Raw genomic sequence first — 15,854 nt, 5'->3', positions numbered from 1 at the left:
GATTCTTTTTTTAGTTACCCGGCAGGGTTTTATAAACACAATTGCCCGGCATAAACTGTAAAATATGGCAGAAACATTAGGAATGCTTTGTGATAAACTGACTATAGTCAAGTTAAAACAGTATCATACGGATGACGGGCAAAAAACAGAAAGCCTGAATAAGCAGGCAGAACAATTGCAGGAAGAAATTGACGAATATGTGGAAAATGCGGTAAGGGGTAATATACCCTTGGAAAAATTGACCTTTGCCTCCAATAAGGTATTTAAAAGAGAAGGCAATGAAGTGGCGGAAGTGGCAGGCGGCATGGGCGCCATGTTTTCTCAATTGGCGGAAGTGAACTGTGAATTATGGCATGAGGTGGAAAAGGGGTATGATATAGAAAATGTTCCCGTTGACCAGAAGGATAAGATAGTCAAAAATCTGGCGGTTTTAAATCTGCAACGCAATAAGTGTATTGATGCCATTGACCGGACATTCCTTGAATTTATAATAAACAATAAAAGATAATATGCATATTCGTAAACGGACAACCTGCCGGGTTTGCGGCTCCGGTTCTCTTACACCGGTTATTGATTTAGGTCCCCAGTATTTACAGGGCTCTTTTGTTAAACCGGGTAAGGAAATGCCTTCTCAGCGAAAAATCAACTGTTCATTAGTACGTTGTAATCCACAGGTGGAGGAAGATGCCTGCGGGTTGCTGCAGATGGAACACAGCGTGCCTCCGGAAATTTTATATGCCGCCTACTGGTACAGGAGCGGTACGAACAGTACGATGAGGAATCACCTGAAGGAAATAGTGGACAGTACGACATCACTGCTGAAAAAGAAAGACTGTACGGTGCTGGATATTGGCTGTAATGACGGAACCTTGTTAAGCTATTATCCCGAAAACTGGGATAAATTCGGCTGCGACCCTAGTGATGTGGCACAGGAGGTTAAGATTGCCACCGTTGTTCAGGACATATTTCCCTCTGCAGAATTATTCAAAGTAATAGGCGATAAAAGGATGGATGTCATTACGTCCATCGCCATGTTTTATGATTTGGAAAGTCCGGTAGATTTTGTAAAGAGTATCAAGAAATATCTGTCGCCGGAAGGGATATGGGTATTTGAAATGAGCTATATGCCTAAGATGCTGGAAATGGACAGTTATGATACCATTTGTCACGAACATCTGGAATTCTACAGCCTTGCCGTGCTGGAAAAGATTGTCAGCATGGCGGATATGAAAGTATTCAAGATTTCTTTCAATGATATCAATGGCGGCAGTATCCGTTGTTATGCCACGCACAAGGAAAGCGGTTTGTACTACAGCAAGGAAGACCATAAACTGATGAATGAAATCCGTCAGAAAGAATTCGATTTGGAACTGGATACGGATAAACCCTATGTGGCATTTCAATACCGGATTGAAAGAGTCAAGAATGAGTTACATGATTTATTGGTGAAACTCAAGAATGAAGGAAAAAAAGTACACATATACGGAGCATCTACCAAAGGAAATACCATATTGCAGTGGTGCGATATCAACAGTATGCTGGTGGAATATGCGGCAGAAAGAAATCCGGATAAATACGGTGCCTATACACTGGGTACCAATATCCCGATTATCAGCGAAGCGGAGAGCCGGGCGATGAATCCGGACTATTATCTGGTACTGCCCTGGCATTTCAAGGAAGAGTTCCTGGAAAGAGAAAAAGAAGCGCTGGAAAAAGGAACCGGATTTATTTTCCCGATTCCAACGATTGATATTTATAAAAAAAATAAGGGATCATGAGAGGTATTATAAGAAGGGTTTTAAATAAATATAATTACGAAATTATAAAACAACCATACAGGGGCGATAAATATCCAAACTTATCAAAGAATCCAAATGAATATTATTGCGAGACCCCGGTAGGGAATTTTTACCTGCCCGTCAATGTCGAAAAGGATCCGGTTACGAGCACCATAGTAAGAGGAAAGTATTTTGAAGAGCACAATATCAATATAGCTAAGAAATACATAAAAGTAGGAACTGCCGTCTTGGATATTGGAGCAAACTTTGGTCAGATGTCCGTTGAGTTTTCAAAAATGACAGGAGCAAATGGAAAAGTATACGCATTTGAAGCACAGAATACAGTATTTGATTTTCTGTGTAAGAACATTGCTGCAAACAAATGCACCAACATTATAGCAAAGGATGGTGCTGTATACAATGAAATTGGCAAAGTGCTGATTTTTCCGGAGCCTGAACTAAATCAGACCACTTTCTCATCCAATTCTATAAATCCTAAGCTGTCTTCCGGAAGAAAGGTAACGACATTTACCATAGATAGCCTGCAAATCAGCGAACCAGTCAGTTTCATGAAGGTAGATATACAGGGCAGTGACTTATTTGCCATGCAGGGGGCAAAAGAGACAATATTAAAAAACCGGATGCCGATTTTCTTTGAATTTGAACAGCAATTTCAATGTCAGTTCGACACTACGTTTCAGGATTATGTCGATTTTGTCAATGAAATAAATTATAAGTTTATAGATGTGGTTGACGGGATAAATTTTTTAATCGTACCAAAGTAAGGGATACTATATTCTTTGTGCAGTATGTATTTTTTCGTACAAAACAGCAGTATGAACATAAACAGAATAATTAGCAAACTTAAGGCGAGCGTGGATTTATTTACCGGAAGTTCCAGGTTCTCCTATTCTCAGTTTGCAGAAGATATTCTTATAGATTGCTTATTCACACAAACTTTAAATAATCCTTACCCGAGTTATCTGGATATAGGCGCTAATAAGCCTGAGGCAGGCAGCAATACATATCTGTTTTATCTGAAAAAATGTTATGGCGTTTGTGTGGAACCGGATATCACGCTATATCAAAAGTTCTGTGCAGCCCGTCCGAAGGATAAGGTAATCAACGCAGGCGTAGGTATTGGCGATGTCAAGGAGGCTGTGTTTTACTATTTCCCCGAACCTTATACAGGCTGGAATACGTTTTCTGAGTCGGAAGCTGAACAGAAAAAAAATCAAACAGGAATAGCTTATAAACGGGATAAGGTCGTTCCGTTTGTGAATATCAATGATATTATCTCCGGACATTTTGACACTTGTCCTGATTTTGTCTCTATCGATGTGGAGGGCCTGGACTTTGAGATTCTAAAATCACTGGATTTTGAAACATACCGGCCAGCTGTTTTTTGCATAGAAACGATGGAGTTTAATAATATGAAACTGGGTAAAAAGAATACACAGGTCGAAGCGTATCTGCAGGAAAAAGGATATGCAGTATACGCGGATACTTACGTGAACACCATTTTTGTTCGAAAAGACTTACTGACTGTATGAAGGCAATCATATTTGGAGCAAACGGGCAGGACGGATACTATCTGAAACTATTTTTAGAGAGTAATCAGGTAGAAGTGACGGGCGTCTCCAGAACAGGGGATTACCTTCGAACAAATATTGCCGGTTATCAGGAAGTTGCCGAACTGATTACGCGGCATAAACCGGATTACATCTTTCACCTGGCCGCTAATTCGACAACACGTCATGAAGCATTGTTCGAAAATCATGAGACCATCTCCTCCGGTACACTCAATATTCTGGAAGCCGTTAAAAATTTCGCCCCTGCAACCAGGGTGTTTATTTCCGGAAGTGGTCTGCAGTTTGTGAATCAGGATAAACCGATTAAAGAAACGGATCCATTTGAAGCGAGAGACCCTTACTCGGTCAGCAGGATTCAATCTGTCTATGCTGCCAGATATTACAGGCGACTGGGAATAAAAACATATGTCGGTTATTTCTTCAATCACGACAGCCCCAGGCGTTCGGAAAGACACATGGCAAAAAAAATTGCAGAAGCGGCAAAGCGCATCGCAGCCGGGAGTAAGGAGAAGCTGGAAATTGGCGATAGCAGCGTAGTAAAAGAATGGACATTCGCCGGCGATGTAGTAAAAGGTATTTATGCACTGGTTAGTCAGGATACTGTGTTTGAAGCAAATATTGGATCCGGTGCGGGATATTCCATTCAGGAGTGGCTGGAAGTATGTTTCCGTAAAATCGGAAAAGACTGGAAGGATTATGTTATTTTGAAAAACGATTTCACACCCGAATATAAACAGCTTGTGTCCGATTCCTCGCTTATTTTTTCATTGGGATGGAAGCCGGAAGTCACTTTTGAACAGCTGGCTGACAGGATGTTAAATGACTGAAAAAGATGCCTCCTGCTAAAAAAATACTGCTCATTCATTTTTATTCAAACGGCGATGCATTGTATGCCACAGCTGTTGCCCGTCAGATAAAACAGGATTTTCCGGGTTGTCAGCTGACATGGGCGATTGCATCCAACTGTAAAAATATCATCGCCAATAACCCATATGTAGATCATGTAATTGTGGTGGATTATGTGCATTGTAATGATCCCGCCGTATTCAGGAATTTAAAGCAAAAGACAGATTTAAAGGAGTACGATGAAGTATTTATTACGCATCCTTCCTATTTGAAGAATAATGCCCTGTATGACGGATGCATACGAAGCAATGTTTTCAGGGCCTACCCGCATCCCATAACCGTTCCTGTTACGCCTGTTTTAGTATTGACGGACGATGAGAAGCATACGTGTGATGAATTCGCACGAAAACAGCAGCTTTCCCAATATCGCCATGTCATTCTGTTTGAGTTTGCGCCGCAAAGCGGACAGTTAAATATCACCAAAGAAAAAGCGATCGCTATTGCGGAAGATCTGGTAAAGCAGGAAAGCACTGCGGTCATACTTTCTTCTGCCCACAAGATTAATCATGCGAATAAGGCCGTGATTGACGGAAGCCCGTTGACTCTGAGGGAGACGGCAGCTTTAACCCATCATTGTACGTTGCTGCTGGGATGTTCATCCGGCATCACCTGGATAACCACCTCCAGTGCCGCAAAATTACTGCCAATGGTACAGATATTAAATCCCTATACGACCTGGGTCAACCCGATATCGAGGGATTTTGAGCGATTTGGCTTGCCGGTGGAAAAAGTGGTAGAGCTGTTTGATTCTGAACATCACAAAATAATTGCCTGTGTTTCGGCGGCACTGAATGATTTTCCCTCTGCTCGGGCGCGATATCATCAGCAAGTACCCCTGCATTTTAAGACAAGCCGAAAGATTGTCTATGACCTGCTTTGTTATTTTAAATTTGGGGCTATTTTAAAGCACATTAACGTAAATGTAGAGGTGTACGGTTGGAATCCTGCATTCTTCAGGGAAGTGTTACTGGGGATTGTTATGGCTCCATTCTTGTTGCTGAGCCGTATCTTCACCAAACATCTGCTGAAATATTTTCCTCTAAAACAGGATAAATAATGTTGTGAATGCTTCTTGTGCATAAATAACACCATTCTTTAAAAAATTGCCTTATTTTTAGATTATAATCAAATTTGGATCTGTCTGTTATCATAGTAAATTACAAATCGCCGGAACTCATCCTGGAATGCCTGAAATCTGTTTATGCGGAGACAAAAGAGATTTCCTTTGAGATTATCATTGTCGACAACGATTCGCAGGATAGCAGCAGGCAGCAGATAGAAGAAAAGTATCCCGACGTTCAATGGATTCAGATGGCGTATAATTCAGGATTCTCCCGTGCCAATAATACGGGAATGAAGCGTGCTGCCGGAAAATACGTATTGTTACTCAACAGCGATACGATTATACTGGATGGCACCCTCGATAAAGTCATAGAACAGATGTCTTCAGAAACCGACGTAGCGGCAGCGTCCGTTCAGCTGCTGAATGCAGATAACAGCTTTCAGAATGCCGGCAATTATTTTGTAATAGGAGGGTTGAATATATTGCTGACTCTTCCCGTATTGAATTCGGTTTTCAGGCAGGCAGGCACTGTTATGAAGGTGAAAAAACCAAGCATTCAGTCATCCGATAAGACGAACTACGTGGATTGGATCAGCGGTGCATTTATGCTGGTAAAGAAGGATGCTATGGATAAAGCGGGAATGCTGGATGAAGATTTTTTCCTTTTTTCCGAAGAAATTGAATGGTGCAGCAGATTGCGAAAAGTCGGGAAAATTGCCGTTTACATCAACCTGAGAGTGATACACCTCGAGGGTGGGACAACCAAAAAACTGCAGGTGCAAAAAACGCACAATTATTTTGAGTACTGGACACCCAAAGGGAAACAGCTCTTGTTATCCCATCTGCTTCGGATCCGGAAACAATATTCGGTAGTATGGTTCCTGATTAATTATGTTTTCTTCGTTCTGGAAATTCCGGTGCTTTTTATTGCGGGTTTGTTTTCCGGGAAATATTCATTGCGCCGTGCAAAGATATATGCGGTTAATGTTTTTTCCTTACTGGCGTTCTTTCCGAAAATTATTTTCCGTAAACCATTTTTTTATAAGGTAATGTAATGATACGGGTAGCATTAAACGGAGGATTGGGGAATCAGCTATTTCAATATGCTGCGGCTAAATCATTGGCAGTTAAGCATAATACATCTTTAGGGTTGGATGTGATACCGTTATACAGTAAACTGCAGTTTTCCTCTGTAGCGACTTACCGCAAACTCGAACTGGATGTGTTTTGTATTGAAGCACAAAAGAATGAAATGCCTTTCCGGAATAAATATTTATACCCTTTATCAAAGACGCATTTTTTTCTGAATCGACTGTACAATAGCTGGAAGTTTACTTATTTTAAGGAAAAAGATTTCGCGTTTGACCCTTCTGTTCTGGAATTACCTGACAATACCTATTTAGACGGGCATTTTCAGTCTGAAAAATATTTTAAACCTATTGAAGGAATTATCCGGAATGAATGCCGGTTTAAACAGCCATTAGGCGGCAAAAACAGTGAATGGGAAAACATCATTGCCAATAGCGCTTCAGTTTCTGTACACATTCGGAGAGGAGATTACATTTCGCTGCAAAAAAACCTGCAGAAGCATGGTGCCACGTCTATAGAATATTACCAGAAAGCGGTGGACCTCATGGCTGCAAAAATAAATCAGCCTGTTTTTTTTATTTTTACGGATGATGTGCCCTGGGTGAGGTCACATTTTAAGCTGAATTTCCCATTTCATATAATTGACAACAATACCACTACTGAATCGAGTCATTCAGATATGCACCTGATGTCGCTTTGCAGGCACCATATTATCTGCAACAGTACGTTCAGCTGGTGGGGAGCGTGGCTGAATAACAAAGCGGATAAGATTGTGATGGCACCGCAAATGTGGTTTGCAGACCCTTCCATCAATTCAAAAGATATCTACCCATCCGATTGGATAAAATTGTAATTTAGCACTGTAATTATTAGATATGGCAAAGAAACAACCTGTACAATCTACGAAACCGTCTGGCAGACAATCTGATACGGTCCACGTCAAAAAATCTTCCATCTCATCACCCGGCTTAAGTGTTTCCAACAAGATATTGATTCCTGCAATTATACTTTTTTTCATTGCGCTGGCGCTGATCTATTGTAAACCATTGCTCGAAGGCCAGAGATTGTCTACACACGACAGCAACCAGTATCTCGCGATGAATAAGGAAAGTGCGGATTTTAAAGAAGCAACCGGACATGCCGCCATGTGGTCGTCCCGGATGTTCAGCGGCATGCCTGCATATATGATCGGCGGGCTTGAACTTCCTAAAGTCGTTGACTATCTGCCGGTAGCCATTTTGTACAAACTGATTCGTCAGATACCTGATCCGGCGATGGATATTTTCTTTCTGCTGATATGTGCTTTTATCGGATTCTATGTGATGACCAAACGGGTAAGTTATTCATTTCTCGGTGCAGTTGCTATCGGATTTTGTACAGCTAATTTTGTAAGTCTAGATGCCGGCCACATTACGAAAGTGAATGCAATAGCCATGTTCTTGCCCATGTTTGCAGGTGCCTGGAGCATTTTCCAGAAACGCTATTACCTGGGAGCCATGTTGTTTGTAATTTTTTCATTCGAAATCATTGCACAACGCCACGTTCAGATTGCCTATTACAGTTTCATCCTGATAGGGTTTTATATTTTATTTGAAATCATCAAATCGGCCATCAGCAAGGATATAAAACAGGTGCTTACTGCCGGTACCATCATCGGTTTCACATTAGTCATATCCGTCATGATGAATTTTGATAATTATTTCATCAATGATTTTACAAAAGAAACGACCAGAGGAGGGGATATTCTGAATGTCGCTAAAATGAATCCGTCAGTAAACGGCAAAACAGAAAAAAATACGGAAAACGATAAAGGGGTAGGCTTTGACTATGCCACCAGATGGAGTTTGGGCTATGAAGAATTAGGGGCATTACTGGTGCCTAACTTTGCCGGAGGCTCTTCTGCTGCCGGGTTGGATGAAAATTCAAATGTGTACAAAACACTCACCACTAAAGGGGTACCTCCGCAACAGGCTTCCCAGTTTGTTCAACGGATGCCTTTGTATTGGGGCAGCGAGCCATTTGTGCAGGGGCCTATTTATTTGGGCGCAATCGTTCTGTTCTTATTTGTTTTTGGCTTGTTTGCATACAATGGAAATCTTAAATGGTGGATTACCGGCGGGGTGGTACTGACTGTCTTGATAGCTTTGGGTAAAAATTTTGAAGTCTTTTACAGGTTGCTGTATAACCTGGTTCCGATGTTCAATAAATTCCGTGCGCCTACCATGATTCTCGCACTTACACAGGTGTTAATGGTGGCATTGGGAGTACTCGGTCTAAAAGATTTCTTTGATGATAAGGTGACTTCGAAAGAGGGAAGGATAAAAGCCCTGAAATATGCAGGCGGAATCACCGGCGGCATCTTGATTTTTTTTATAGTATTGGGAAGTGCATTCTCCTTCCAGTCTAAAGCGGTGGAAGGCGGACAAAGTTCCGATGACCAGTTCAAGGCACAGCTGACACAGATGACAGGTGATCAAAATTTCAGCAACGAGATTTATGCCTCCCTGAAGAAAGACCGTGCCTCTTTCATGCGTACGGATGCCATCCGTTCTTTCATCCTGGTTGCAGTGGCTGCATTATTATTGCTGACTTATGCTTCCGGTAAATTTCGTAAGGAATCCTATTTGCTGGCGGGTTTAACCGTTCTGATTCTGGTGGATTTCTGGCAGATCAATAAACGCTACCTCAATGACAGTGATTTTGAGGATAAGGAGATGATTGCAGCCAATTCATTTCCGCAGACGCCTGCAGATGCTGCTATTTTGGCGGATAATAAAGACGGCGCACGGATGGTGGATTTTACAGGAGATGTTTTTAACAGCGCTTCTCCCGTATATTATCATAGAACAATCGGGGGGTATAATCCCGCAAAATTAAAAAGATATCAGGATGTGATAGAATATGGATTGAGCTATGATTTCCAGTTGCTCAACAAAGGAGGCTTTCAGAATGCCAATTTTGTAAATATGCTTAACACCAAATACATCAAGCAGTCGAATGAAGCGACCGGAATCCTGCAAAACCCTTATGCGTTGGGGAATGCCTGGTTTGTCAATGACATAATAATCGCGCAGACACCGGAAGAGGAAATCTTAAAAGTGCGGGAGATAAATCCTGCGGCAACGGCAGTCGTTCACATGGATTTTGAAAAATACCTGTCCGGATTTGTTCCCAATGCGGATTCATCCGCATTCAGTGCAGCAAGATACATTAAGAAGGCGGAGACCGGCAACCCGATGAAACTGGAATATGATTTCATGTCTGATAAACCCGAGTTTGTCGTGTTTTCAGAAGTGATTTACCGGCCTAACGAAGACTGGAAATCTTTTATTGACGGAAAACCGGCAGACCACATTCGGGTCAATTACATATTGCGCGGAATGAAGGTCGACCAGGGACAGCATAAGATTACGTTTGAGTTTGTTCCAAAATTACTGGCAACCACCAATAATATTATTCTGGCAGGAAATGCCTTGTTTTATTTATTGTTTTTGGGTGCCTTGATTCTGTTGTATAAACAACGGAAAAATCCCCAAACAGAACCTGTTGAATGAGTGAGAAATTTTCTTTTCTGATCATTAGCTTTAATCGTGCGGAAGATACCATTGACGCCGTAAGAAATGTATTGGGGCTCGATGATGTGAACGGATGGGAAAAGGAGATTATCGTTTTGAATAACGGTTCAACACAGGATTACAGCGTTTTTGAAGAATACCTGAAGCAGCTTTCGCCCAAACAGAGAGAATTGATTAAATACATCTACCATCCGAAAAATCTGGGAGTGGCAGGCGGACGTAATTTATGTATCCGGGAGGCTTCGGGGAAGTATTTGTTGTTTATGGACGACGATGCGGAGATAGTGCAGCAGAATGTCATACAGCTGGTGTTGGATAAGTTTGTCCGATATATGGATCAGAAGTTGGCCATTATTGGTTTCCTGGGCAAAATTCCAGCTACCGGAAACGAAGAGATGCCGCTGAAGAACCCACATCTGATAGAAGGGAAAAACGAAATTTTCTACAACCTGTTTTTTGGGTACGGGCATGTATTTCCCAAATCATTGATTGAAGAAACCGGTTATTATCAGGAAGATTTCTTTTACGGTATGGAAGAGTACGATTTGTCGTATGCAACCGTAAAGGCGGGTTATTCTATCCTGTTCACCAAAGATATCCTGGTGCTGCATAAGATTAATCCGAACGGCAGGGAACCCGGAAAGACAACCTTTCTGCGTATGTTTCATAATAAGCTGGTGGTGGTGTACAAGCACTTACCTATGTTGTATGTGATTACCCATTTTATTCTATGGAGTTTATTCTTTCTGGTAAAATCCAAATTTGATTTTGCGATGTACCTTCGTACCTTGCCGGGTTTACGGCATCGGTTGAAGTATGCACCCCGTAAAATTATGGATGCAGCCGGTATGGATTACCTCCGAAAAGTGGGAGCCAGGCTGTGGTATTGAGTGGGTTTTAAATTTTCATCATGAAAAAGATTCTGTTATATACCGTCGCAGCCCTTCCCGTTTTGTTTTATTTTTTCAACGTTTTTCATTTTGCGCAGAATGTACCCGTCACGGATGACTATGAATCCATACTGAACTTCATGAATACCTATTTCCGTTCGGAATCCTTCAATGAAAAGATACAGATGTTATTCAGTTCTTACAACCAGCACCGCCTTTTGTTGCTGCGTCTTTCCTGTTTGGCGCTTTATGAGCTGAACGGATTTTTGGATTTGAGGATTCTGAATTACATCGGCAACCTGACCATGCTGATATTGTTCCTACTCATCCTGAAGTCAGTAGATCGTAAAATGGATTGGAAAATATTGCTTCCCGTAAGCTATCTGTTGTTTGTCTTCATTTATTGGGATTTAATCTTCCTGCCCATGATTTGTACATCCATGTATGTGATTCCATTCAGCCTGCTCACGATTTTTTTCTACATCCGGAAAAGATATACTCTTTTTGTTTTTTTCTTTCTAATAGCCTTGTTTTCAAATGGCAGCGGTATTTTTTCCTTATTTACCGTCACGCTGTATGTTCTCTTCTTGGAACGAAACTGGTTGAAGTTTAGCCTGTTGTTCGCTTTATTCCTGCTGCTGTTTGCCTGGTATGCCGGTGGGGCAAGCTCTGCTCATACGGGTACGCTGTTTTCCATTCATGCCATCATACAGATAACGGGATGTTTCTTTGCATTCCTGGGGGCTGTATTTCAGCTGCCCGGTTATGATGGTGTTGCCATAGTCTTTGGAATCATACTATTCGCCTATTTCCTGTGGATGGTTAAGGTGAACTACTATCAACATAATACTGTTGTATTCTTTTTTATGGTATTTGTTTTATTGACGGCTACTGTGGTGGCACTGAACAGGTATCAGCTCGGGATTGAGAATGCCGTTTCTCCTCGCTATAAATTGTATTCTTTATTGCTGCTGATTTTCAGCTATGTTTCATTCATCGAATTGTTCGTTTCTAAAATAAATAAAAAGATATCCGTCGCATTCGTTGTGTTGTCGGTTTTTTTTAATGTTGCGATGAATTTCTTCTCCCTGCAAAAAGTATGCGCATTGAGTTATTCCAAAGCACTCAACATGTTTTCATACAGCTTAGATCAAAAGGCGATACTTTATGCGGACACCGGCAGAGGGTTGGCAATCCTGAAAGAATCCGTGGAGCAGGGATTTTACAAGATACCGGATTACTACTATAAGGATTTAAGCAAGGTACAGACTTGCGATATGGCCGTTATGCTTGATGACAGTTCGCTCTATTACACGATTAACAGTACAGTAAAAAGGGACAGCTTCCTGATACTGAGCGGACTGATAGGGCAAAGAAACAATGCGAATAAACTGATGGCTGCCGGAATGCTCATCAATCATGAAATGAACAAGTATTATACTCCGCTGGCTTTTGAAAATACAGGCGCATTGATAGATGCTGATTTCAGTCAATATGATAACATACCTGTCAGAGAGTATCGTGTGCTCATTCCAACCCGATATCTTCAGCCATCCGGCAATTTATTTTTTTGTTTGAAAAGAAAAGGCAAAGTTTTTACGGATGTAAAAAGCGTAACGCTTTAAAAAAGATGCTACAATTTTAGAATTTTCTTCCAGATGTTGATCGGATGCCGGGTGGCACCAAACCCTTCGAAAAAGGCAGCGATGGTCTTTTTGCTGCTGCCGCAGAAATTAAAGGTTTTTCGAATTGATTGCCTGCTGAATGACATGATTCAATAAATAGGTCATGGCACCGGCGTTTTTGAAATCATGATTGTAGCCACCCATGAGATAATAAACGGTGGTGGCATCTTCCACGATGAAAACCGAAGCCAGCACATTTTTCTTATCATCCAGGCAATTTAAAAGCTGTCCGCATTGATGCTCTTTTGTCAGTTCGACTAGTGGCTGAAAAGCTTCGGGATTTATTTTTGAATGAATCTTCTGCCTGCTAAAGGTAGATATCAGCAGCGAATAAGATAGGGCGGTATTGTTGCTGGGCTGAATCGTATAGTTGTTATTGATACCTTTCCGAATGTTGCGTTTATGGTTGGTGGAAAGAAGGGATGTCTTCTCATCCGGTAGCAGAAGGTAGGTGTAGTAGGCTTCTTTGGTATAAGACAATCCGCTGAGGTCTATGGATGTGTACTCCGGCAAAAACTTGAAATACGATTTGACGGTTTTGGGAATTTGTCCAAAAAGTTGTACGGCAATCTGCTGCTTTTCAGCTTCGCTTACAGTTTCAAAGAAAAGGATCGACTGATAAAAACTGCTGTCCGGTAAATAAATCCGTTTCGTCAGCAGTCTGCCTTTCCAGCAATACGGCAATGCCGCGATAATTTTTTCCTCTTTTTTGTACAGACAGACATCCCAGTTTTCTGCAGCCAGGTCCAGCCAGTAGGATTGGGAAAAGACAGGAATTTTTGAACTGTATCTAGGTTCCTTGCAGATGCGGAAATATTGTTTCTTGTCAGTCATTTTAATGCAACGGGAAATAAATTGAAGAATCAATAAGTTGTATGTGTAAAAACGGGTACAAGATGGATATTTTCAAACGCAAAAATAATCATTTTAAACGGCTATTCTGAAAATATGCGCAATTCATACCAAGCGCTCGTTTGGGAACATGAAATTGTTTTGTATTTTAGTGGAAACAAGTATAACATGCTGCATAAGATAACTTCTTTAGAACAATACCACGAAGTTTATACGAAAAGTGTCGAAAAGCCGGAACAATTCTGGAACGAAATTGCCGATTCCTTTCAGTGGCATCAGAAATGGGAAAAGGTGCTGAACTGGAATTTTAAAGAGCCGAAGGTAGAATGGTTTATCAACGGGAAATTGAACATTACAGAAAATTGTCTCGACAGGCATTTGGAAAAGAACGCCGATAAACCCGCCATCATCTGGGAAGCCAACGACCCGAATGAAGCAGGCAGAACGCTCACTTATAAAGAACTGCATGCCGAAGTATGCCGTTTTTCCAATGTATTGCAGAACAACGGCATCCAGAAAGGCGACCGTGTCTGTTTGTACATGCCGATGGTGCCGGAATTGGCGGTGGCCGTGCTGGCATGTGCGCGGGTCGGTGCCATCCATTCGGTGGTGTTTGCAGGATTTTCGGCACAGTCATTATCCGACCGCATCAACGATTCCGCCTGCAAACTGCTGGTGACGGCGGATGGATTATACCGTGGCAATAAATCCGTAGGATTGAAAGTGATTTGTGACGAAGCGCTGATAAGCACACCTTCCATCCAAAAAGTGATTGTGTACAAACGCACCGGCGAAACCATCCAAATGCAGTTGGGACGAGATGTATGGTGGCACAGCGAAATGCAGAAGGCGGCGCCGGATTTTTCCGCAGAAGTCATGGACAGCGAAGACCACCTGTTCATCCTGTATACGTCCGGCAGTACCGGAAAACCGAAAGGCGTGGTGCACAGTTGCGCCGGATACATGGTTTATACCTATTACACTTTTCTGAACGTATTTCAATACGAAGAAGATGATATTTTCTGGTGTACGGCGGACATCGGATGGATAACCGGCCATTCGTACATTGTGTACGGTCCGCTGTTGAACGGTGCTACTACCGTCATGTTTGAAGGTATTCCGACCTATCCCGATGCTGGACGTTTCTGGGCGACGATTGACAAACTCCAGATTACCAAATTTTATACCGCCCCTACGGCAATCCGTTCCCTGATGGCGAGTGGACTGGATTTCGTGAAACCATATAAACTGGACACTTTGAAGGTCATCGGTTCTGTCGGAGAGCCGATCAATGAAGAAGCCTGGTTCTGGTACCACGATAACATCGGTAAAGAACGCTGCCCGATTGTAGATACCTGGTGGCAGACGGAAACCGGCGGCATTATGATTTCGCCGATTGCATATGTCACACCGACCAAACCCACTTTTGCCACCCTTCCGCTTCCGGGCGTCCAGCCCATATTGGTGGACAGCGGCGGGTATGAATTGAAAGAAAATAATGTAGATGGATTTTTATGCATGAAGTTTCCGTGGCCGGGTATGATACGCACCACATTTGGCGACCATGAACGCTGCCGATTGGCTTATTTCTCCACGTACGATGATTTATATTTTACCGGCGATGGCTGCCGCCGCGATGAAGACGGCTATTACCGAATCATCGGCAGGGTGGATGATGTGATGAATGTGAGCGGGCACAGATTGGGAACGGCGGAAGTGGAGAATGCTATCAACGAGCATCCGAATGTGATAGAAAGCGCGGTGGTCGGCTATCCGCACGACATCAAAGGGCAGGGCATTTATGCATTTGTGATTGTAGATAAACAAAGCATTGAAGCCGGTATAATTGACACCGACCCGGCACAACCGGATGGCGTGGAGTATGACAACAGCCTGCATGTGCTCAATCAGCTGGCGTTTGAAAACGAAGTACGCAAAATAGTGAGCAAGATCATTTCACCGATAGCGAAACCCGATAAGATACAGATTGTTTCAGGATTGCCGAAAACCCGCAGCGGCAAAATCATGCGCCGTATTTTACGAAAAATAGCCGAAGGCGATACCACCAATCTGGGCGATATCACCACCCTGCTCGATCCGTCAGTTGTAGACGAAATCATAAATGGCGCCCGGAAATAGGATACGTTTTTTAAAATTCAGTCATTAGCGGGCGAAGTGTATGCCTGTCGACCCGCCATAGCCTGGCGCAGCGAAACTGCCTCCTGTCAATGTTTTCAAAATACTATGTTCGTTCGACTCCCACCTCGAGGACACACCGAACGAAATGAGGTGTCTTTTGAATATGAAAAGTGGAGTAAGGATGATAAGCGAGACACTTCTATATTTGTAGTCTTAGCGGGAAGTCTGTATCAGTGTGAAGTGTTTCAATGTATGAAAATAGTTGTTAATATTGGTTCAGTCAAT

13 protein-coding genes are annotated in these 15,854 nt (G+C 42.3%); 12 read left to right on the top strand and 1 reads right to left on the bottom strand.

Going from position 1 to position 15,854, the window contains the following annotated elements; genetic code table 11:
• Positions 1-64: 64 nt before the first annotated feature.
• From IPM95_03950 to IPM95_03900, 11 genes are all read left to right on the top strand, one after another.
• Positions 65-508 carry a hypothetical protein gene (locus IPM95_03950; protein ID MBK9328467.1) on the top strand — a complete coding sequence of 148 codons (444 nt, stop codon included), beginning with the start codon at positions 65-67 and terminating at the stop codon, positions 506-508.
• Position 509: 1 nt separating this feature from the next.
• A complete protein-coding gene (locus IPM95_03945; protein MBK9328466.1) occupies positions 510-1,778 on the top strand; it encodes a class I SAM-dependent methyltransferase in 1,269 nt (422 codons plus the stop codon).
• A complete protein-coding gene (locus IPM95_03940) occupies positions 1,775-2,563 on the top strand; it encodes an FkbM family methyltransferase (protein MBK9328465.1) in 789 nt (262 codons plus the stop codon). The genes IPM95_03945 and IPM95_03940 overlap by 4 nt, the downstream gene beginning before the upstream one ends.
• A gap of 51 nt (positions 2,564-2,614) precedes the next feature.
• Positions 2,615-3,331, top strand: coding sequence for an FkbM family methyltransferase (locus tag IPM95_03935; protein MBK9328464.1), 717 nt, complete (start codon positions 2,615-2,617; stop codon positions 3,329-3,331).
• On the top strand, positions 3,328-4,197 hold the full coding sequence (locus IPM95_03930) for a GDP-mannose 4,6-dehydratase (GenBank protein MBK9328463.1): 870 nt from the start codon (positions 3,328-3,330) through the stop codon (positions 4,195-4,197). Before IPM95_03935 ends, IPM95_03930 begins: the two co-directional genes overlap by 4 nt.
• Before the next feature lie 5 nt (positions 4,198-4,202).
• Complete coding sequence (locus tag IPM95_03925) at positions 4,203-5,333, top strand: hypothetical protein (GenBank protein MBK9328462.1); 1,131 nt, start codon at positions 4,203-4,205, stop codon at positions 5,331-5,333.
• A gap of 74 nt (positions 5,334-5,407) precedes the next feature.
• Complete coding sequence (locus IPM95_03920; GenBank protein MBK9328461.1) at positions 5,408-6,394, top strand: glycosyltransferase family 2 protein; 987 nt, start codon at positions 5,408-5,410, stop codon at positions 6,392-6,394.
• On the top strand, positions 6,394-7,281 hold the full coding sequence (locus tag IPM95_03915) for an alpha-1,2-fucosyltransferase (GenBank protein MBK9328460.1): 888 nt from the start codon (positions 6,394-6,396) through the stop codon (positions 7,279-7,281). Before IPM95_03920 ends, IPM95_03915 begins: the two co-directional genes overlap by 1 nt.
• Before the next feature lie 22 nt (positions 7,282-7,303).
• A complete protein-coding gene (locus tag IPM95_03910) occupies positions 7,304-9,982 on the top strand; it encodes a hypothetical protein (protein MBK9328459.1) in 2,679 nt (892 codons plus the stop codon).
• On the top strand, positions 9,979-10,893 hold the full coding sequence (locus tag IPM95_03905) for a glycosyltransferase (GenBank protein ID MBK9328458.1): 915 nt from the start codon (positions 9,979-9,981) through the stop codon (positions 10,891-10,893). The genes IPM95_03910 and IPM95_03905 overlap by 4 nt, the downstream gene beginning before the upstream one ends.
• Positions 10,894-10,913: 20 nt before the next feature.
• On the top strand, positions 10,914-12,518 hold the full coding sequence (locus tag IPM95_03900) for a hypothetical protein (protein ID MBK9328457.1): 1,605 nt from the start codon (positions 10,914-10,916) through the stop codon (positions 12,516-12,518).
• Positions 12,519-12,626: 108 nt separating this feature from the next.
• Here the strand turns inward: IPM95_03900 and IPM95_03895 are convergent, their stop codons facing one another.
• On the bottom strand, positions 12,627-13,412 hold the full coding sequence (locus tag IPM95_03895) for a GNAT family N-acetyltransferase (GenBank protein MBK9328456.1): 786 nt from the start codon (positions 13,410-13,412) through the stop codon (positions 12,627-12,629).
• Positions 13,413-13,598: 186 nt separating this feature from the next.
• Between IPM95_03895 and acs the strand changes: the two genes are divergently transcribed.
• Positions 13,599-15,569: an acetate--CoA ligase gene (gene acs / locus IPM95_03890; protein MBK9328455.1), complete on the top strand. Its 1,971-nt coding sequence runs from the start codon at positions 13,599-13,601 to the stop codon at positions 15,567-15,569.
• The last annotated feature ends 285 nt before the right edge of the window (positions 15,570-15,854 follow it).

Source organism: Sphingobacteriales bacterium, assembly GCA_016719635.1.
GTDB lineage: Bacteria > Bacteroidota > Bacteroidia > Chitinophagales > JADIYW01 > JADJSS01.
This window is presented reverse-complemented; position numbering and strand designations above follow the sequence as displayed.